The 18,006-nt window shown below is 45.5% G+C and carries 23 protein-coding genes; 1 reads left to right on the top strand and 22 read right to left on the bottom strand.

Annotated elements, in window-relative coordinates; genetic code table 11:
- Window positions 1–21 precede the first annotated feature (21 nt).
- The 8 genes from phoU to BN6465_RS15340 form a co-directional block, all read right to left on the bottom strand.
- Window positions 22–678, bottom strand: a complete 657-nt coding sequence (gene phoU, locus BN6465_RS15305) for a phosphate signaling complex protein PhoU (protein WP_066736827.1) — start codon at window positions 676–678, stop codon at window positions 22–24.
- A 1-nt stretch (window position 679) separates the two neighbouring features.
- Complete coding sequence (gene pstB, locus BN6465_RS15310; protein WP_066736829.1) at window positions 680–1,429, bottom strand: phosphate ABC transporter ATP-binding protein PstB; 750 nt, start codon at window positions 1,427–1,429, stop codon at window positions 680–682.
- Window positions 1,416–2,288, bottom strand: a complete 873-nt coding sequence (pstA, locus tag BN6465_RS15315; RefSeq protein ID WP_066736831.1) for a phosphate ABC transporter permease PstA — start codon at window positions 2,286–2,288, stop codon at window positions 1,416–1,418. The genes pstB and pstA overlap by 14 nt, the downstream gene beginning before the upstream one ends.
- On the bottom strand, window positions 2,281–3,168 hold the full coding sequence (pstC, locus tag BN6465_RS15320) for a phosphate ABC transporter permease subunit PstC (RefSeq protein ID WP_066736833.1): 888 nt from the start codon (window positions 3,166–3,168) through the stop codon (window positions 2,281–2,283). The genes pstA and pstC overlap by 8 nt, the downstream gene beginning before the upstream one ends.
- A gap of 31 nt (window positions 3,169–3,199) precedes the next feature.
- Entirely contained in the window at window positions 3,200–4,126 is a 927-nt protein-coding gene (locus BN6465_RS15325) for a substrate-binding domain-containing protein (protein WP_066736838.1), read from the bottom strand.
- A gap of 467 nt (window positions 4,127–4,593) precedes the next feature.
- Complete coding sequence (locus tag BN6465_RS15330) at window positions 4,594–5,292, bottom strand: GTP pyrophosphokinase (RefSeq protein WP_066736839.1); 699 nt, start codon at window positions 5,290–5,292, stop codon at window positions 4,594–4,596.
- 122 nt (window positions 5,293–5,414) lie between these two features.
- On the bottom strand, window positions 5,415–5,939 hold the full coding sequence (locus tag BN6465_RS15335; RefSeq protein ID WP_066736840.1) for a cysteine hydrolase family protein: 525 nt from the start codon (window positions 5,937–5,939) through the stop codon (window positions 5,415–5,417).
- 22 nt (window positions 5,940–5,961) lie between these two features.
- The gene (locus BN6465_RS15340; protein WP_227183312.1) at window positions 5,962–6,864 is read right to left on the bottom strand and encodes a glucosaminidase domain-containing protein; all 903 of its coding nucleotides are present in this window, start codon (window positions 6,862–6,864) and stop codon (window positions 5,962–5,964) included.
- Window positions 6,865–7,062: 198 nt separating this feature from the next.
- Here BN6465_RS15340 and BN6465_RS15345 point away from each other — a divergent pair, with 198 nt between their 5' ends.
- Window positions 7,063–7,326 (top strand): hypothetical protein, encoded by a 264-nt coding sequence (locus BN6465_RS15345; protein WP_066736842.1) that lies wholly within the window; start codon window positions 7,063–7,065, stop codon window positions 7,324–7,326.
- 76 nt (window positions 7,327–7,402) lie between these two features.
- On the opposite strand, the gene BN6465_RS15350 is transcribed toward BN6465_RS15345, so the two are convergent.
- From BN6465_RS15350 to BN6465_RS15415, 14 genes are all read right to left on the bottom strand, one after another.
- Entirely contained in the window at window positions 7,403–8,812 is a 1,410-nt protein-coding gene (locus BN6465_RS15350) for an ABC transporter permease (RefSeq protein WP_066736844.1), read from the bottom strand.
- A complete protein-coding gene (locus tag BN6465_RS21040; RefSeq protein ID WP_066736847.1) occupies window positions 8,769–10,316 on the bottom strand; it encodes a COG1361 S-layer family protein in 1,548 nt (515 codons plus the stop codon). The genes BN6465_RS15350 and BN6465_RS21040 overlap by 44 nt, the downstream gene beginning before the upstream one ends.
- Window positions 10,303–11,028 (bottom strand): ABC transporter ATP-binding protein, encoded by a 726-nt coding sequence (locus BN6465_RS15360; protein ID WP_066736849.1) that lies wholly within the window; start codon window positions 11,026–11,028, stop codon window positions 10,303–10,305. Before BN6465_RS15360 ends, BN6465_RS21040 begins: the two co-directional genes overlap by 14 nt.
- Window positions 11,029–11,203: 175 nt before the next feature.
- Window positions 11,204–11,827 (bottom strand): cytidylate kinase-like family protein, encoded by a 624-nt coding sequence (locus tag BN6465_RS15365; RefSeq protein ID WP_066736850.1) that lies wholly within the window; start codon window positions 11,825–11,827, stop codon window positions 11,204–11,206.
- Between the two features lie 78 nt (window positions 11,828–11,905).
- Window positions 11,906–13,540: a Na/Pi cotransporter family protein gene (locus BN6465_RS15370; protein ID WP_066736851.1), complete on the bottom strand. Its 1,635-nt coding sequence runs from the start codon at window positions 13,538–13,540 to the stop codon at window positions 11,906–11,908.
- A 31-nt stretch (window positions 13,541–13,571) separates the two neighbouring features.
- Window positions 13,572–14,069: an NUDIX hydrolase gene (locus BN6465_RS15375; protein WP_066736852.1), complete on the bottom strand. Its 498-nt coding sequence runs from the start codon at window positions 14,067–14,069 to the stop codon at window positions 13,572–13,574.
- An 80-nt stretch (window positions 14,070–14,149) separates the two neighbouring features.
- The gene (locus BN6465_RS15380) at window positions 14,150–14,506 is read right to left on the bottom strand and encodes a SpoVA/SpoVAEb family sporulation membrane protein (RefSeq protein WP_066736854.1); all 357 of its coding nucleotides are present in this window, start codon (window positions 14,504–14,506) and stop codon (window positions 14,150–14,152) included.
- Between the two features lie 66 nt (window positions 14,507–14,572).
- The gene (locus tag BN6465_RS15385) at window positions 14,573–15,583 is read right to left on the bottom strand and encodes a stage V sporulation protein AD (RefSeq protein WP_066736855.1); all 1,011 of its coding nucleotides are present in this window, start codon (window positions 15,581–15,583) and stop codon (window positions 14,573–14,575) included.
- A gap of 19 nt (window positions 15,584–15,602) precedes the next feature.
- Window positions 15,603–15,797, bottom strand: a complete 195-nt coding sequence (locus BN6465_RS15390; RefSeq protein ID WP_066736857.1) for a hypothetical protein — start codon at window positions 15,795–15,797, stop codon at window positions 15,603–15,605.
- Between the two features lie 31 nt (window positions 15,798–15,828).
- Complete coding sequence (locus BN6465_RS15395; protein ID WP_066736859.1) at window positions 15,829–16,290, bottom strand: SpoVA/SpoVAEb family sporulation membrane protein; 462 nt, start codon at window positions 16,288–16,290, stop codon at window positions 15,829–15,831.
- A 120-nt stretch (window positions 16,291–16,410) separates the two neighbouring features.
- On the bottom strand, window positions 16,411–16,830 hold the full coding sequence (locus BN6465_RS15400; RefSeq protein WP_066736861.1) for a stage V sporulation protein AB: 420 nt from the start codon (window positions 16,828–16,830) through the stop codon (window positions 16,411–16,413).
- Window positions 16,787–17,455, bottom strand: coding sequence for a stage V sporulation protein AA (locus tag BN6465_RS15405; RefSeq protein WP_066736862.1), 669 nt, complete (start codon window positions 17,453–17,455; stop codon window positions 16,787–16,789). Before BN6465_RS15405 ends, BN6465_RS15400 begins: the two co-directional genes overlap by 44 nt.
- On the bottom strand, window positions 17,442–17,621 hold the full coding sequence (locus tag BN6465_RS15410; RefSeq protein ID WP_074017815.1) for a hypothetical protein: 180 nt from the start codon (window positions 17,619–17,621) through the stop codon (window positions 17,442–17,444). Before BN6465_RS15410 ends, BN6465_RS15405 begins: the two co-directional genes overlap by 14 nt.
- A 92-nt stretch (window positions 17,622–17,713) precedes the next feature.
- A partial coding sequence (locus tag BN6465_RS15415; protein ID WP_154670304.1) for a sigma-70 family RNA polymerase sigma factor occupies window positions 17,714–18,006 on the bottom strand: 293 nt, incomplete at its 5' end.

An 18,006-nucleotide genomic window follows, 5' to 3' on the forward strand; every position in this document is an offset into this window, starting at 1 on the left:
GTTTTCACATCCGGGCGCTTGTTATATTTTCACACCGCCCGCATGGATTCCGGTGATAGAAAATTCCACCCACTCTGCAATATTCGTTGCGTGGTCACCGATGCGCTCCAAATATTTAATTATCATAATCAAATCAATAGCCTGATCGCCGTCATGTCCCTCATTCTCAGCTATAAGCCTGACCAGCTTACATTTGATTTCTTCAAACATCTGGTCAACCGCATCGTCTGCCTCCATCACTTGTCTGGCAAGCTCCAAATCCTTCTGTACATAGGCCGTCACGCTGTCACGTACCATCTTGGCCGCGGCCTCGGACATCACTCCGATGCAATGAATGTCCTGACCGGACGGAATCTGCGCCGCTATAACTATATCGGCAATGTCCGCCGTCTGGTCGCCGATTCGTTCCATGTCGGTTATCATCTTAAGCGCTGCCGATATCTGGCGCAGATCTCTGGCTACCGGCTGCTGCTGAAGCAGCAGTTTCAGGCACAGGCCTTCAATATCCTTTTCCATCTGATCAATTTCTTCATCTGCCGTAATCACGGCTTTGGCCCGGGCCGTATCGCCCTCCTCCAGCGCTTTAGTAACTTCTTCTATCGCCGTCTCGCACAGGCCTCCCATATGGGAAAGCTGCTTATTCAAAAGCTCTAATTGTCTGTCAAACTTATTCCGCATTTTAACCAAACCTCCCTGTAATATAATCCTCTGTCCGCTTGTCGGACGGTATAGAGAACAATTTTTCTGTATCATTATATTCGATAACCTCGCCGAGAAGGAAAAATGCGGTATTGTCGGACACACGTACGGCCTGCTGCATATTATGTGTTACCATGACAATAGTATAATCTTTTTTCAGCTCTGTCGCAAGGTCTTCAATCTTGGAAGTAGAGATAGGATCCAGCGCAGACGTAGGCTCATCCATCAATAGAACTTCCGGCTGCACCGCCAATGCTCTCGCAATGCAGAGACGCTGCTGCTGCCCCCCGGACATGCCGAGGGCGCTTTTTTTCAATCTGTCCTTGCACTCATCCCAAATCGCCGCATCTCTCAGTGATTTTTCCACGATATCATCAAGCCTTGACTTTGAATGGATTCCGTGGGTTCTCGGCCCAAAAGCGATATTATCATAAATGCTCATGGGAAATGGATTTGGTTTTTGAAATACCATCCCCACTCTCTTTCTCAATAAATTCACATCCATGTTTCCATAAATATCCTCGCCATCCAGCAGTACGCTGCCTTCAATCCGGCATCCTTCCACTAAATCATTCATACGGTTCAGAGATTTAAGAAGCGTGGATTTCCCGCACCCACTGGGTCCGATAAAAGCAGTGATTTTATTCGGCTCTATATCCAGACTGACATTTTTCAATGCCTTAAAGTCATCATAATACAAATCCAAATTTTTAACTTTAATTTTCTCCATTTCCGTTTCCTTTCGTAAGCTTTTTAGCCACCCAGCCGGACAGCATGTTGATAAGTATGACAACCACCAGCAGAATAACCGCCGTCGCATATGCCTTATCCATATGCAGTCCCTCGCTGGCCAGATTATACATATGTACCGCAAGCGTTCTTCCTGAACTCATAATATTCTTTGGAACTTCCGCCACAGTGCCTGCCGTGTAAATAAGCGCTGCGGTCTCCCCTACAATACGGCCGATAGCCAGAATCACACCTGCCAGAATTCCCGGTACAGCCGAGGGGAGTACAATGCGGAACACGGTCCTCAGCTTGCCTGCCCCAAGGCCGAAGCTGCCTTCCCGAAAGCTGTCTGGTACCGATTTCAATGCCTCCTCCGTGGTACGCATAATCAGCGGAAGAATCATAATTGCCAGTGTAAACGCACCTGCCAGAATGGACATTCCCCATCCAAGTGTAATGACGAAGAACAACATGCCAAAAAGTCCATAGACAATGGACGGTATTCCGGACAGCGTTTCCGTGGTCAGCCGTATCACATTGATAAACCGATTCCCCCTGCCCGCATATTCTACCAAAAAGATAGCAGAAAAGATTCCGAAAGGAACAGCGATCACAAGAGAAAGTCCCGTCATTATTATGGTGTTAAATAGTGCCGGTAACAGCGACACATTGTCTGTCGTGTAGTTCGGCGAAAATAAATCTAATGAAATATGAGGGATACCGTTTATTAATATGTAAGCAATTAAAAACAATAGTACGGCAAATGTGGCGACTGTGGCCAGTAATACGAGAACGGCCATGAGTGCCGAAAGCGGCGCATTTTTATAGGAAATCAATTTTTGTTTCATTTTTTTACTCATGCTGTGACCTCCTATTCAGTAAGGCTACGCAGAAATTAATAATCAGTATAAACACAAAGAGTACTACTGCCGTTGCAATCAGCGCTTCACGGTGCAGCCCTGCGGCATATCCCATCTCTATTACAATGTTCGCAGTCATTGTACGGACACCCTTGAATATACCTTGTGGCATTCTCGGCTGGTTTCCGGCCACCATAATTACTGCCATTGTCTCACCTATCGCCCGGCCTACGCCTAGAACAACACCCGCTACTACTCCGGATTTGGCGGCCGGCAGCACCACTCTGAAGATACTGCGTTCATGGGTCGCCCCAAGTGCCAGCGCACCTTCATAATAATGTGCGGGAACCGCTCGGATAGCAGACTCGGTCACCCCGATAATGGTCGGCAGAATCATCATGCCTAAAAGCAGTGACGCAGTCAATATACTGCTCCCGTTACCGGCACTTTTCAAAATATCAGCTTCTTTCAGCGAACGTCCGATTTGCCGCACAATCGGCACCAACACGACTAATCCGAAAAATCCATACACGACCGACGGAATTCCCGCAAGAAGCTCCGTTGCGCCTTTCAATACAGGATAAATCTTCTTAGGACAATATTTTGCCATAAAGACCGAGGTGAGAATGCCTATTGGTACTCCTATAATAATGGCTCCCGCCGTCACATAAATACTGCCCAGAATCATTGGGAAAATACCATAGATGTCGTTGTTGGGCCGCCAGGTTGTTCCATTTAAAAACTTCAAAAAACCAATCTCTTTCATTGCCGGGATGCCGTTTGCAAAAAGAAACGCACAAATGAGCGCTACCGCCAGTACCGAAGTACAGGCGGCAATGAAGAACACACCCCGCATGATTTTTTCGTTCCATGCTTTCATTTATTTTCCCTCATATATTCCAGAACCGTCTTTATTCCAGAGCCTCTTCCCATGTGAGTGCTTCGCCTGTAAAGATTGCCTTTACCTGCTCGCTTGTCAAATCGTCTACCGTGCTGTCATTATTTACAACTACGGCAATACCGTCGGTTGCGATGACAATCGGTGTCAATTCTGCTGCTTCTTCTTCCTTTAATTCACGGGAAGCCATACCAATATCACAGATTCCGTCAATCGCGGAAGTCATGCCTGTTGTAGAATCGCTCTGCTGAATCTCAATCTCTGCCTCTGTATTCAATGCCAGATATGCTTCTTTCAATTTCTCCATGACCGGTGTCACGGAGGAAGAGCCGGCTATTACTATCTTTCCTGTCGCTCCATTTGACTCATATGGCTTCACATCATCCAGAGAGATATATCCATTGTCCGAAACTACCTTCTGTCCTTCTTCACTCAAAATGTAATTGATAAAATCCTGAGCAACTTCTGAGCCCTCTCCCTTGGTTGCAATATTAAACGGTCTGGAAACTTTATATGTACCGGATTTGATATTTTCCTCGGTCGCCTCGGCGCCGTCAATCTTCACTGCTTTTACCTTATCATTCAAAGAACCGAGAGAAACGTATCCGATTGCATACTCATCTCCAGCCACAGTTGACATCATGACCTCGGTACTGTTTGTGATGTTGGCATCTACGGTTGTATTATCTACCTTCTCACCGCTTGCATCTTTTTCTTCGATACCGAAGAGTTCAATAAACGCCCCTCTCGTGCCAGAACCATCTTCTCTTGAAATCACGGAAATATCGTTGGTCGGATCCCAGTCTGACCCCGATTCTGTCTTCGTATCTGTATCATTATTTGTACTGTCTGTTTCATCTTTCTTACTTCCGCATCCTGTAGCCAATGCTACTGTCATAACTGCTGCCAATGTCATTGCCATAAACTTCTTCATTTTCATAATTACTAATTCCTCCAAACTTTAATTCTTTTATTTTTCCTTGTCTTCACAATCATTATCATACGGGAGGAATGTAAAATCTGAAATCTTCACAATGTTAAATCTGTGTAAAGTGGGATTTATTTGAGAAAGGGACGAAAAGACGGAGGGAGGTGTCCCCCATAACGATGACCACCGGGAGCGTCCTGACACGGCACGTTCTCAAAAGGGAAATCCTTGAGGTCGTATGTCGCACATTATTCCTGTCTTTCAAAATTAGACTGTTCCCGTTAGAACAAATAAAAATACGGGAGCAGAGCCTTCACATCACTGAACGACTCTGTTCCCGTATTTATGTTTAGCACATTCAACCTTCAAAGATTTCCCATTTGAGAAAAACAGAAAATCCGTGATAGGAAGCTTTCGACTGTCGCCCGCTATGTGGCGCGCCTCCTCACGGATCTTCGTCCCTTACTCAAAAAATCTCACTATTTGTGTATCATAGGATTGTTCTTAATCTCTGGGTCTTCTTTTTTTACTGCCTGTTCTTCTTGTTCGCGTATACATTTGAGAATTGCTTCATTCAGGGACAGCATCTTCTCATCCAAAGCCGATACCATCTCTGCACACTCGCGAAGTTCTTTACTGATGTACTCTGGCGCCTGCCCTTCAAACTTATAATAAATCTTATGCTCCAGACTGGCCCAAAAATCCATAGCAATGGTTCTGATTTGAATCTCTACCTTGGTATCTACGACACTGTCCGAAAGGAAAATCGGAACTGAGACAAGCATATGATAACTCTTATAACCGCTTTCCTTCGGATTCTTAATATAGTCTTTAATAGATAGAACCTTTAAATCACTCTGATTGCCAATCATCTCTCCCAGACGGTAAATATCGGAAGTAAAGGAGCATATCAGCCGGACCCCAGCAATATCATTTACGTAGCGTACCATATTCTCAATGGATGTCTCATAGCCATTTCTTTTCAGCTTCTTGACAATGCTCTCCGGTGACTTGATTCTGGTCTTTATATGTTCTATCGGATTGTATTGATGCACATGCTGAAACTCATCGTTAAGTATCTCCAGCTTGGTCCCCACTTCCTTTAGCGCTGAATTATACAAAAACATCACAGTCTTCCAGCTGTCCACATCATCGTAGTTCTTAATCGCTGCCTGCATCTATTTTTCCCCTTTGCTAATTACTTCTTTTAGTATAGCATGGAGAATTTAAAAAATCTATAAACCCAAAAAGAGTTTATAGATTTTTAAGTCTTCCAATTTCTTCCAAAAAAGAGTGCATACTATCCTCTGATTACATCGACTTGGCACATTTCCATCGTCTTTAACGCGGCTTCATGACTGTCTCTTGTGACGCCAGCACAGCATGATGCATCTACACTGACTATTGCCTCCAGTGATGCAGCTTTTATAAGTAGCGCATTGGATACCACACAAATATCCGTACACAAACCGACGAGTTCTATCTCGTGATAGCCTTTAGCCGCAACATAGGAAGCCAGCTCCAGACTTCCAAAGGAGGGCTTATCTATAATCCTTGTCTCATCCGCATAAGGTTTCAGGCTGTCGATAATCTCCCACCCCGTTGTCCCCGCAACACAATGAACGACCGGAAGCTTTGCCCCTTCCTGTGTATTCAGATACTCCTCTGTATGTGTATCCCGTGTAAATATAATATCTATTTCATCTTCTTTTGCATCTTTTACCTTTTCCAGCACACCTGCCACAATCTCCTGTGCCTCCGGGCTCCCAAGACTCCCCGACACAAAATCATTCTGCATATCCACCACGATTAATACTTTCTTCATTTAACGTACCTCCGCTGACTCATTAAAAACTTCTCATAGTATGTATCATATCCACAATATCATATCCGTAATTCAATCCTGTTGCCCATCCGTAACCTTCCGGATTCTCGTTCTGTCCAAGCCATTCCACAAAAGGCGCACACCCTTTGGTGACATAGGTATACCGGTCATCCACACATTCCTGACTTAGAGACTGGTCCGTGGCATACGCCTTCAGATGCTGTATCTGGGCCCGCACCCCCGTCCTTACATCGGCATAGCTGTTTCCCGGTACTCCACCGCCTGTCGTCCCCAGCCCTGCAAAGTTGAACTGTGCGATGGACGCGTCTCCTCCATACTGCAGCCATCCGGTTTCCTTCATGGTCTGCGCAAACGCGACCTCCGGTCTCACGCCTTCCGCCACCGCCTCATCATAATATATTTGGCAAAAGGTCTCTATATCCGGCGCTCCACCGCTCCCCAACTCTTCCGACGGATAATTTGCTCCATTAGTATTAAAAAAGGCTACCATCTGTTCCACCTGAATGCTGCTCTCCCCCATAATAGGATACTGCCCGGGAAGGATAGATGCCTCAATGGCCTCAATCTCTTTGAGATGAGCCTCCTGCTCCGTCAGATTCTGAATACCGGCTGCCCCCGTCTCCTGCGCTGCATTCTCATTGACTGACCGCAGGCGCTCTATACCTTCTATGGCCATCTGCCTTTTCATTCCAACCATTGATTCCGCTTCTTGTGTTAGCGTTTTACCGGAGCCACTTCCATCTTCCAAGTCTTTTTGTTCTGCTGCCATTACCCGAGAAGCCTTTGTTCTCAAACCATTCTGTACAGTACAGACACTCACGGCCGCTATAAGCAGAACTGCTGTGACAGTCAATATTCTCTTTCTCTCAGGGTGATACAAAAGGCTTTTCACTCTTTGAAACATGTCCTTCTCCTTTTTCCATTCCAAAATCTATATACGTATTTATTATTATACCAAATAATCACCATACTTAGAACCGTTCTTCATGATTTTATTTATTGTGCTGAAATCACATATTTACTTTTTAACAGGGCAATGCTATACTCAGATTTACACAGACAGCTTTTTGACAAATAATGCACTAAAGAGAGGTACACATATATGTTCCGTTTATGGGCAAAAACATTCAAAGACAACCATATGTTGAGAGATACTACTATCTGTAATGACAGTGACGATACAAGGACTCACAAAATCTTCTCCGCATTGGAGGAAGTCTGCTATGAATTTGATTTAAGTAAACCAATCTGGCTTGATTCTACCGTTGCAGAGTTCAAGCGCCACTCAAAAGCAAGATTCTACCAAGATAACTTCGTGGATTCCATAGATTTTGATTTTCTTGAAATCCATGTGATCGAGGAATAAAAAAAGGCCTTTCGAACAGATAGCCATTTCTGTCCGGAAGGCCTCTTTTATCTTATAGATAATATTTCTTTTCGCTCTATTCGTTCCGTATAGCGGCAAGCGGACTCAGCCTCATCGCCCTGAGCGCGGGAAAATATCCTGCCACCATTCCCACCAGCACGGCAAATCCCATGGATACAAGCATCAGCCAAACTGGTATGTAAGATATATTCCCGGCAAATCCCATGGATTCCCCAGAACTTCCTACAATAAAGTTTATAGCTCCTGATATGGCAAAGCTGAATATATTTCCAATGACGCCGCCCAAGAACCCGATGAACGCGGCTTCCATAAGGAACATCTGCTTAATGTTCTTCAGACTGCATCCAAGCACCTTGATAACACCGATTTCTTTTGTTCTTTCATATATAGACATCATCATTGTATTGGCAATGCCAATGGCCGCTACAAGGAGCGACACTGCGCCAATTCCTCCGAGCACTGCTTGAATAATGGCAAACTGGCTTTTCATACTCTCCACATATTCCACATTGCTCTGAACATTATATCCCATATCCCGGAGCTGCTGTGACACAGCATCTACTTCATCCAGATCATCTACTTTTACGGATGCACTCGTATAAGCAAAGAATTTGTAGGGCTTACCGCTCTTCGTCTGCGGCTGTCCCGGAATGGCAGTACCCGCGAACTCACGTTTGAGCATCATTTTTAATGTGTCAATATCACAGTACGCATTATAAAAATGGGTATTGTAACTGTCGGGGCCTCCGGCAACTACACCGCTGGAATGTACTACATATTTCTGAGCCGGTTTTGCTTTCCGTGTCCCCGGCTGTTCGCCCCCATCCCCGGAGCCAAAACCAGAACCACTCCGGGCATTATCGTATGCCTGCGTATTCAGAACCAGAAACATTTGATCCTTCTCTAAATCCACATCTGGCATTTCTCCGGTATCCCAGTAGCCTTTACCGCTGTTCTTCTCGTAAAACTGAGTCTGCAGACCATTGCCGAATACGAATTCCAATTGACCCGAATTTTCCGCCGGAAGACTCCCTCCCGGACGCAGCTCTATATTCTGATTCTCCAATGCTTCTCGCGTAGTCCCTACAATCTGAATATATCCAATATAGGGGCCTTTCAATAAATATCCACTCATCTGATACATCGGGGCCGCCAGTTTCACGTGTTCTATCTGACTAAATTCTTTGATAGTGTCATCCGTGATATATTTTGTGGGTTCGTCAGAATTCTGGCCGTCATAGCCCATCATGGTGTCTCCACTGCTCTTACCTGTTACCGTAAGTGTGGTCAGGCCGCCAGACTGCTCCACCTCCTGATATATCGAGTTCTGCATTCCAAGTCCGAGGGAAATCATGACAACGATTGACGCCGTACCGATGATGACACCTAAAACCGTCAAAAACGTCCTGAGTTTACGCCTTTTAAGGTTCCCGAGGCTCATCCTCAGTAAGTCTGTCAAATTCATCGACTAATCCCTCCTCCTCTTCTTCTAATTTTCTTTTTTTCTTCTTTTTATAAATGATAACCCCTGCCACTATTCCTGCAATTACCACTATAACGATCACTACCGGGACAATAGGAAATCCTTTTTCCGCTTCATCTATCGGCATATCCGTCATGTTCACGCCGTCTTCCATACCCTCAGTAATTTCAAGCTGAAATTCTTTTTCTATTGTAGAAACTTTTCCTCCTTCATCTTCGTAGCTGAGAGTCATCTTCATCTTTTCCGCTCCGGCCGTTGGGCTTTCCGCCGTCACCATCCCGTCTATATTTGCCGTCGCTCCTGATTCCACATTGCCGACAAATGTCTCTGCCGTCTTAATTCCATTTCCTTCAAATTTTGCCTTTACATTATATAATTTCACACGGCCCAGATTATAAAGCTCACACATAATGTTAGCTTCGCTTCCCACAGAAACGCTTTCAGGACTTATCTGAAATTCTCCAAACTCAAATCTGGCATCCTGTTTGACCGGAATAGACACTGCCGACGCGCTCTCGAACTGTGTAGCCTGTGAATCTTCGTATTTCATAGACAGCTGAACGCTGTACGGTTTCTGTACCAAATCTGACTTTGCGTTTAATTCTATGGAGATATCCTTCGTCCCGTCAGCCTTAATTCCGTCGAGATAAATAGAACTGCTTCCGGACGCCGGGAGAAATGCCGGGGCAGACGTGTTTTCATCCGCGCCTTCTGTGGGTGAGCTCAAATCAAAGAGCATGTTGCTGACCGCCGTTTTTTTGGATGTGTTTTTCAAATGAATGGTCAATTTGAAATTGCTTCCTGCCTTCACTTCTGCCGGATCTGTTGTAAATCCTGTGACAATTACTCGAGGGACAGAACCGTTTCCTTCACTTCCTCCGCCGGCACCGCCGCCGCTTGTCATCATAGGCTCGGAATTGGCCACGCCGCCTCCTGTGTCAAGAGGGATGCCCTGACCGCCGTCTCCTGTATTCCCGCCTTGATTGTTATTGTCATTTAAGCCGCCCTGACCGCCGTCATCCTTTTTAGGCTTCGCCACCGTCTTTACATAAAGGCCGTATTCTCCGTCACCCTGTACTCCGCCGTCATCCGCAGACACATATGTATAATCAAAAGCCAGTTTATAATACTGTGTTTTCACCTTTTCTCTGGCTGTAAACTCGAATTCAACATTAACCGTTTCCCCGGCAGCAAGTGTGTCGATTGTCTGTGTATAGTCTTTATTTGCGATTTCAAACGGCCACGCGTCGATATTCTCGCTGATTCTCGGCACAATCTGGATGTTTTTAGCATTTACGCCTCCTAAATTAGCGACCTTAAGGGACAATTTTTTAGTCTCCGAATAGTTGTAGCTCAGTGTTCCTTCATCTGCTGCCTGCACGCTTACCAGCAGGCCTTCTGCCGCCCGGACCGGCTGTGCAGGTATGGTGGCCGCCGCCAATACTATGCAGATGACAGCTGCCCATAATTTCTTAATTCTTTTCATTTTTAGGTTCCTCCCTGTTTTCCTGATAGTTGTTATCTATTTTGACGATTTGCCCGTCAATAATATGAAATACCCGGTCAGCATAAGTTGCCAAATGATCGTCGTGTGTAACCATGACTAATGTCTTCTTTTGTTCACGCACTACTTTCTGCATCAATTTCATCACATCTTCCGAGGTATGTGAGTCCAGATTCCCGGTAGGTTCGTCTGCAAATATAATCTTTGGGTCTACTACTAAGGCACGCGCGACCCCGACTCTCTGCTGCTGGCCCCCTGACATCTGATTGGGTATATGTTTTTTATGTTTTCCCAGATTGACCAAATCCAACATTTTATCTGCCTTCTTCAACCTGTTCTCCCTTTTCTCTCCCCTGAAACTCAATGGAAGCGCTACATTTTCCAAAGCGTTCATTGTCCCCAGCAGATGGAAAGACTGGAAGATGAACCCAACATTATCCCGCCGAAAGCTGACCAGTTGGTCCTCTGTTAGTTTTTCAATATGCTTTCCACTGATAACAATCTCACCTTTAGTAGGTTTCTCAAGACCTGCCAGCATATTTAATAATGTTGACTTTCCTGAGCCAGAAGTTCCTACAATGGCGCAGAATTCGCCTTGGTAAATTTCAAAATTCAGGCCGTTCAGCGCCCTGACAATGCTGTCCCCGACACGGTAGTATTTATATAGATTGTGTACTTCAATAACTGATTCCACCCTGCTCCTCCTTTCCGAACTCTAATACACAGTATTATATAGAAAAATTAGGAAGTTTTTACTATGCAAATAATTAATCTTTTCTTAAGGTTTTTTATTGAAAATTTATGCAAAAAGGGAATGAAACGCCAATCGCTTTTCATTCCCCTGTTGTAGTTTAAATCTTATTCTGTGCTTATCTTCTGGCACGATACATGGCCGCCAGTATATCCACCACATCACTAATATTTAATAGGCTCACATTGAACAGCATTTGATGGGATTCTATGCTCCCCCATGTGCTGCCCGTATGTGCTTCATAATACAGCTTTCTGGCATTATCTACTTCTTTGATCTTGGTCCAGGCTTCTTCCTCAGTCAAATTATAGATTCGCATAATACGCCGGATACGGTCTTCAATCTCTGCATAAATAAAAGCATTGATGCATTGGAACTCATTCTCCAATATGTAATCGGCGCACCTTCCCACGATAATGCAGGAACCCCGCCGCGCCAGTCTTCTGATTATGTCGGACTGGGCCATGAACAGCTTGTCACTTAAAGGTTTTTCCCCGTGTTCGCCTTCCGTGTGCATTGTATAATCTCCGGAACCGACCACATAGGCAGACAAGAATTTGCCAAGAATAGTTTCATCTACTTCCTCCGCCTTCTCGTGGCTGACTCCCAGCTCCTCCGCCGCCATCTGAATCAGGTTACGGTCGTAGAACGGGATGTCAAGCCTGTCTGCCAGACGCTTCCCCACTTCGTGTCCGCCGCTTCCAAACTGTCTGCCAATTACAATAATTGTGTTATTTGCCATACCGACCGCCTCCTCAATTCTTGTTAAGGTTCATTGATAGGATATCTTGTGTTACCTGATATTATACAATACTCTGGCTTAATCTTCCAGTACTTCCTCTGCGATATTTCTTGCATGGTCCGAAATACGCTCCATGCAGACGAGTGTATCAAGAAATACGATGCCGGCCTCTGTGTTGCACTGATTATTCGTAAGTCTCTTTATGTGCTTACTTCTAAGCGAAATCTCAAGACCATCGGCCTCCGTTTCCTTCTCCACTGTCCTGAGAGCGCTTTCCTTGTCGTTGGATTCAAACGCTTCCAGTGAATAGAGATAACTTTGGGTACAGACATCCATCATTTCTTTTAGATGACCTTCCCCTACATCTGAGAATGCGACCTTCTTTTCTACCAATGTCTCAGCAAACTCGGATATATTTTCACAGTAATCACTGATCCGCTCCATGTCGGATACAACCTGAAGCATGTGGGAAACTGCCTGATGCTCACGTTCACTGATTTGAAGTCCTGAAAGCTTAATGGCATACTCTGTGATGCCTGCACTCAGGCGGTCTACTTTATTTTCCTCCTCTTTCAAGAAGGTAATCTGTTCTTGATCCTGTGTGAACAGTACTTCCTTCGCCACCTTTAAGGAGTCGGCCACAATATGGCCCATGCGGACAATCTCGGAGATTACGGACTGAATGGCGATAGTAGGTGTCTCCAGCATACGGTCATCCAGATGTACCTTGCTGTCGTCCACTTCGGTGTCTTCCACGCGTCCGATTACTTTGGCCAGCTTGATAATTAAGTTGGATGCCGGGAACAGCAGCACCGTCGTGGCAATGTTAAATATAGTATGCGCCAAACTGATTTGGGTCTGGCTGATCATTCCATGTCCCCATACCGGATTTGCAATCTTCAAAAACAAGATTGCGCCGACACTGAAAATCACTGTTCCTATTATATTGAAGAGAAGATGCATAAGAGCCGCTGTCTTAGCATTTTTCTTTGCGCCCATACTTGACAAAATAGCTGTAACACAAGTTCCGATATTCTGTCCCATAATGATATAGATGGCTGCGCTGAAAGGTACAAGACCCGCAGCCGCCAAGCTCTGGAGAATACCTACCGATGCGGATGAACTTTGTATAATAGCGGTTACCGCTGCGCCGGCTAATATGCCTAGGAAAGGATTGTGCCCCAGCCTTACAAAAATGTTGCAGAACGCCTCAGATTCTTTCAGCGGAGCAACTGCCGAGGACATGGTGGAAATTCCCACAAATAAAAGCCCAAACCCAATGACAATGCTTGCTATATCTTTGGCGGAGCGGCGCTTCCCTGTCAGCATGATGATGACACCAATCATGATGGCAATCGGCGCTAACGTCGACGGACTCAAGAATTTTGCCCATTCGACGGAGGAAACGAGCCAGCCTGTAACGGTGGTTCCCACGTTTGCTCCCATGATAACGCCCATGGCCTGCTGCAGGTTCATAATTCCCGCATTTACAAAGCCTACCACCATGACTGTGGTGGCGGATGAACTCTGGATAACTGCTGTGATAAATGCCCCCAGCAGGACGCCGAAGAATTTGTTCTTCGTCAGCACTTCAAGCAAAGATTTCATTCGGTTTCCGGCCGCGTTCTCAAGCCCCTGCGCCATAATCTGCATTCCGTAGATGAACATACCGAGACCGCCGACAAATGGGATAATTATACTTGTGTATTCCATATCTTTTCTCCTATTATGTACCCTCTCATTTTTAGAATTTGTTGTTTTCTTTCGGACATTCCGGTACTATCTGTATCCCGTCCAACACTGCCAGTTTGAGTGTGTCTCCTTCATAACTGAGTTTCAGGGAGAAGAACGGCGCTTCTTCATTTAGCAGCCGGAAAAATATCTTATCGCCTTCCCATAGATTCAGATTCTCAATCTCTGACTTTTTCACCCACTCCAGTGTCCCTTCCGGGCACTCGCCAATCGTGCCTTCATAGCCGTCGGCAGTATAAAGAAACATGTACTCCGACTCCCATCCGGCACATAAAAACGTAATGACTCCCCGAAGCCGCCATGACGTCAGCGTCAAACCGGTTTCTTCCTTTACTTCCCTAAAAAGACATTCCTCCGGACTCTCGTCCGCCTCGAATTTGCCTCCCACCCCAATCCACTTGTCCTTGTTGACATCATGAGATTTTTTAATGCGGTGGAGCATTAGATATGAGTCTTCATTTTCAATATAGCATAATGTTGTCAATACCATCTTTTTGTCCTCTTCAAATCCGGCGGCTTTACAAGCCGCCTAAACTTGATTTTAACATTGTTTTTACGAGAACACAACCGCTATTTCTTCATCTTTGGCTCAAAAATCAGCGAGGAAAGATACCCGAAAATAAGCGCCGCACTGATTCCGACCGCGCTGGCCTTGAAGCCTCCCATAAAGATTCCGATAAATCCATTCTGCTCCACCGCTTCTTTTACGCCCTTCCAAAGCGTGTTGCCGAATCCCAAAAGCGGAACACTGATTCCCGCACCGGCAAAGTCCTGAATTGGCTTGAATATGTGTATGAACCCCAAAATCGCGCCGCTCACTACAAGCAGCACCATCACACGGCCCGGCATCATTTTCGTTCTGTCCAGCAATATTTGTACCAGCGCACATACCAGTCCGCCTACCCAAAAAGCATTCAAATAATCCATAGTCTCCTCCATTGGGGACAGGTCCCAACGCGTTGGGACCTGTCCCCCTCTACAATTTAGATACAATTAGCAATGTTCTAACACAATTCCATGTGCAATTCCCGGCACGCTTTCGCCTTCGTTAAAGCTGACTGTCGACATCAGCGCTCCGGTGGGTACGAAGAGAATCCGCTTCCATTCTCCGGATTCTAACTTGGGCAGAATATATGCGGACAATGTGGTGGCGGCGCAGCCGCAGCCGCTTCCTCCTGCATTGGTATTCTGTGTTTTCTGGTCGAAGATGACCATCCCGCAGTCCATATGATTGTCTTTAATGTCCCTGCCTTTTTTGCGTATCAGATCAAATAGGATAGACTGCCCCACATAACCTAAATCCCCGGTAATAATGCGGTCATAATCGCTTTCCTGACGCCCGAAATCCTCCAGATTCTGTACGATGGTATCACAGGCAGCGGGAGCCATGCAGGCTCCCATGTTCTGGGAATCCTTGAGTCCGTAATCGACTATTTTACCAATTGTGACGCCGCTTATCCTTACATGGCTTTTCTTCTTTCCGACAAGAAATGCTCCGCTTCCGGTCACAGTCCATGTGGCGGACAATGGGCGCTGGTTTGCATACCCCAATGGAAATCGAAACTCTTTTTCGGCGCTTCCAAAATGGCTTGACGTCACTGCCAGCATGTAGTCTCCATATCCTGCTGCCACGCTCATTGCCGCGAGGGCAAGCGCCTCGCCGGATGTGGAGCAGGCGCCAAAAAGGCCGAACATCGGAATCTGCAGCGCCTCCACCCCCATAGAAGTGGCAATCCCCTGCCGGAGCAAATCTCCCCCGAATAGGAACCTGACCTGCTCAGGCTGCATAGACGCCTTGTTGAGCGCCAGACCACAGGCTTTTTTCTGCATAACTCCCTCTGCCGCCTCCCAAGTCTCCTCTCCAAACAAATCATCTTTGGATATCATATCAAATTTTTTACCCAGCGGCCCCTCGCTCTCTTTTTTTCCTACAACGGAACCGCTGCTCACCAAAAACGGGCTTTCGGCAAATCCGATACTCTGCGCCCCTTTTGTATGGTTCATATTGTCACCTCTCATCTTTTCAGAAATATTTGTCCTGCCCCAGTCCGTCCACCAGACGTTCCATCTCTTCCTTTGACTTTACCTGACGGCTCTTTTCCACAATTTCATCCCGCTCGGCATCTCCCATTCTTGTGTAAACGTCCAGCGCCTCCCTGTTCATAGCAAGGCTCAACGCAAATCCAATCGGTATTTCACTCATTCTGTCATCACTCATGATATCTGCTCCTCTCTTTCCATACAATTCACTACACAATACCTATACACATACCAATCCAGTATATAAGCCCCAAAAGCCAGCTGGTAAATATCCCGTACAGGATAACCGGACCGGCTATTGTAAAAATCTTACAGCCAATACCGAATACCTGACCTTCCTTTTTATATTCAATTGCCGGAGCCGCCACAGAATTGGCAAATCCCGTGATTGGCACAAGTGCTCCTGCGCCTCCCCAATTGGCAATCTGAGGGTAAATGTTCAATCCTGTCAGAATGACACTTAAAAGCACCAGAATCAGAGAAGTCCACCCTCCGCTGGTATCCTTATCCAGCCCGATTTTTTCACAATAATTCAAAATCACCTGACCGATTACACAGATGACCCCGCCTGTCACAAACGCCTTCGCCATATTGGGAACCAGCTTGTGAACAGGGGTTTTTTCCTTGACATACTTTTCATATGCCTCCTGCTTTTTCTGTTTATCCTCCATATTTATCAAATCCTCCTGTTTCTCTTGCTTTAGTATTTGAAAAAGTTTGGAAAATATACTTATTATTCAAATCATAATAAAAAAAGGAATCTGCCCAATCACAGATTCCCTCCTTACTCTTTACCACCGCATATAAAAATGGAGCAGCGCCCCAAAACCTTTCCCCAATGCCATTCCCAGTATCAAATAAGGTATCACCTTCAGAAGCTTGACTCTTCTAATAAAAATCGGGAAAATATTAAGCACCTCCGCCAAAGCCATAGACCAGCATCCTACAAAGATGCCTCCGAACAAGCCGAACAGAGGGACGAGCCAGCCCCCATACGGGATAGAAATGTGGTATACCCAGAAAATGTTCCCCAAAATTCCACCCACCGCAATACAATCTTCATAAAAAAGGATATGCTCTCCCGTGTGCGTCCTGTCAGCAAAGTCGGATACAACGCCAAGTCCGATGATAAAGGAAAAAAGCCCTGCCGCTATGGCCGTCCCAAAGCTAAGCCCCAGTATTGCCAGCAGAATTTGTTTGACCACCCACATCCAGCTCCTTCTCCTTCCTTGCATATGCCTCAATCAGTGTAGATTGAATATCATTCTCATACAGACGCATCTCCACCTCCATAGGTGTCGGATCCACGGAGAAACGCTTTTTCCCAAAATGATTGAAAAATACTAAAATTCCTACAATCAACCCGATACAATAGGTTAACTCAAGAATCGTAAAGCCGTCAGACGAATGTCCCATCAAGAGCTCATACACCTGACCGAACATTTTTGTGATCCCAACGTCGTTATTAAAAGACATAATTGAAAATGCCGCTCCCAAAAAAGTAATTCCTGCGATTACAATCACCTTTACCCAATGGAAAAACATGTTAGGCTTCTGCGGCTTTTCATAAGTTATAATAAGGTCGATTTCTCCCTCGTTCTGAATGTCTAGGTTTGGATATTCTTTGTGTATACATTCAATAATCTTCAGAATAGAGACGACGAATCTATGCTGTCCCTTCTCCGGTACCCTCAGAAGGCGCAGAGATTTCACTTTATTCGTTATATTTTGGTTGCTGCATTCCATGCTCAAAATATCTCCCAAAGTGACATCCAGCTTTTTGACTTCTACATTCTTATCGCCCTTTATATATAGAATCTCATTACTTGAAGCCATAGTGCACCAGCCTTTCCAAGCCAGTCCCTATATTGGCTATTAAAGTGCCTTCCGTGATGCTGTCCCCGCCCTTTATATTATAGCAGTAATAGACAATTCCAATGCAGACTGCCGCCAACACAACGACAAGCAGGCAGACACGTATTCTTCTTTTCGCTTTTTCCACAACATAACACCAACCTTTCTTGCTGGTAGTATGCCGGATTTTATTTACAATATACATGCCTGCCACAATTTCATTTTTAAAAATTAATACAACTAAGTCACCTTTTCCCGCAGCGACTTCAGAATCCGCTTTTCCATTCTGGATACTTGCACTTGGGATATTCCCATCTCTTTTCCAATCTCTGTCTGTGTTTTATCCGCGAAATAACGCATATAGAGAAGCTGCCTCTCGTCCTTCCCAAGCTCTCCCAGCAATTGGTTGAGAAGCATATGGTTCAAGACCTCCTCTTCCTTTCCCTCCTCCTCTGCCAGCTTGTCCATCAATTGAATCTCGTTTCCCGCCTTCTGCTTGATAAGTTTATGGAGGGATTCCACTTCACCGCCCG

The sequence above is a fragment of the Bariatricus massiliensis genome, assembly GCF_900086725.1.
Classification (GTDB): domain Bacteria; phylum Bacillota; class Clostridia; order Lachnospirales; family Lachnospiraceae; genus Allocoprococcus; species Allocoprococcus massiliensis.

Bases quoted from the DNA above. Each gene is read 5' to 3' on its own strand.
- pstC (WP_066736833.1), bottom strand. From the start codon at position 3,168: ATGAAAGCATGGAACGAAAAAATCATGCGGGGTGTGTTCTTCATTGCC.
- BN6465_RS15325 (WP_066736838.1), bottom strand. From the start codon at position 4,126: ATGAAAATGAAGAAGTTTATGGCAATGACATTGGCAGCAGTTATGACA.
- BN6465_RS15345 (WP_066736842.1), top strand. From the start codon at position 7,063: ATGTTCCGTTTATGGGCAAAAACATTCAAAGACAACCATATGTTGAGA.
- BN6465_RS15350 (WP_066736844.1), bottom strand. From the start codon at position 8,812: ATGAATTTGACAGACTTACTGAGGATGAGCCTCGGGAACCTTAAAAGG.
- BN6465_RS15340 (WP_227183312.1), bottom strand. From the start codon at position 6,864: ATGTTTCAAAGAGTGAAAAGCCTTTTGTATCACCCTGAGAGAAAGAGA.
- BN6465_RS15405 (WP_066736862.1), bottom strand. From the start codon at position 17,455: ATGGCTTCAAGTAATGAGATTCTATATATAAAGGGCGATAAGAATGTA.
- BN6465_RS15335 (WP_066736840.1), bottom strand. From the start codon at position 5,939: ATGAAGAAAGTATTAATCGTGGTGGATATGCAGAATGATTTTGTGTCG.
- BN6465_RS15365 (WP_066736850.1), bottom strand. From the start codon at position 11,827: ATGGCAAATAACACAATTATTGTAATTGGCAGACAGTTTGGAAGCGGC.
- BN6465_RS15375 (WP_066736852.1), bottom strand. From the start codon at position 14,069: ATGGTATTGACAACATTATGCTATATTGAAAATGAAGACTCATATCTA.
- BN6465_RS15330 (WP_066736839.1), bottom strand. From the start codon at position 5,292: ATGCAGGCAGCGATTAAGAACTACGATGATGTGGACAGCTGGAAGACT.
- BN6465_RS15385 (WP_066736855.1), bottom strand. From the start codon at position 15,583: ATGAACCATACAAAAGGGGCGCAGAGTATCGGATTTGCCGAAAGCCCG.
- pstB (WP_066736829.1), bottom strand. From the start codon at position 1,429: ATGGAGAAAATTAAAGTTAAAAATTTGGATTTGTATTATGATGACTTT.
- phoU (WP_066736827.1), bottom strand. From the start codon at position 678: ATGCGGAATAAGTTTGACAGACAATTAGAGCTTTTGAATAAGCAGCTT.
- BN6465_RS15380 (WP_066736854.1), bottom strand. From the start codon at position 14,506: ATGGATTATTTGAATGCTTTTTGGGTAGGCGGACTGGTATGTGCGCTG.
- pstA (WP_066736831.1), bottom strand. From the start codon at position 2,288: ATGAGTAAAAAAATGAAACAAAAATTGATTTCCTATAAAAATGCGCCG.
- BN6465_RS15370 (WP_066736851.1), bottom strand. From the start codon at position 13,540: ATGGAATACACAAGTATAATTATCCCATTTGTCGGCGGTCTCGGTATG.
- BN6465_RS15390 (WP_066736857.1), bottom strand. From the start codon at position 15,797: ATGAGTGATGACAGAATGAGTGAAATACCGATTGGATTTGCGTTGAGC.
- BN6465_RS15395 (WP_066736859.1), bottom strand. From the start codon at position 16,290: ATGGAGGATAAACAGAAAAAGCAGGAGGCATATGAAAAGTATGTCAAG.
- BN6465_RS15400 (WP_066736861.1), bottom strand. From the start codon at position 16,830: ATGTGGGTGGTCAAACAAATTCTGCTGGCAATACTGGGGCTTAGCTTT.
- BN6465_RS21040 (WP_066736847.1), bottom strand. From the start codon at position 10,316: ATGAAAAGAATTAAGAAATTATGGGCAGCTGTCATCTGCATAGTATTG.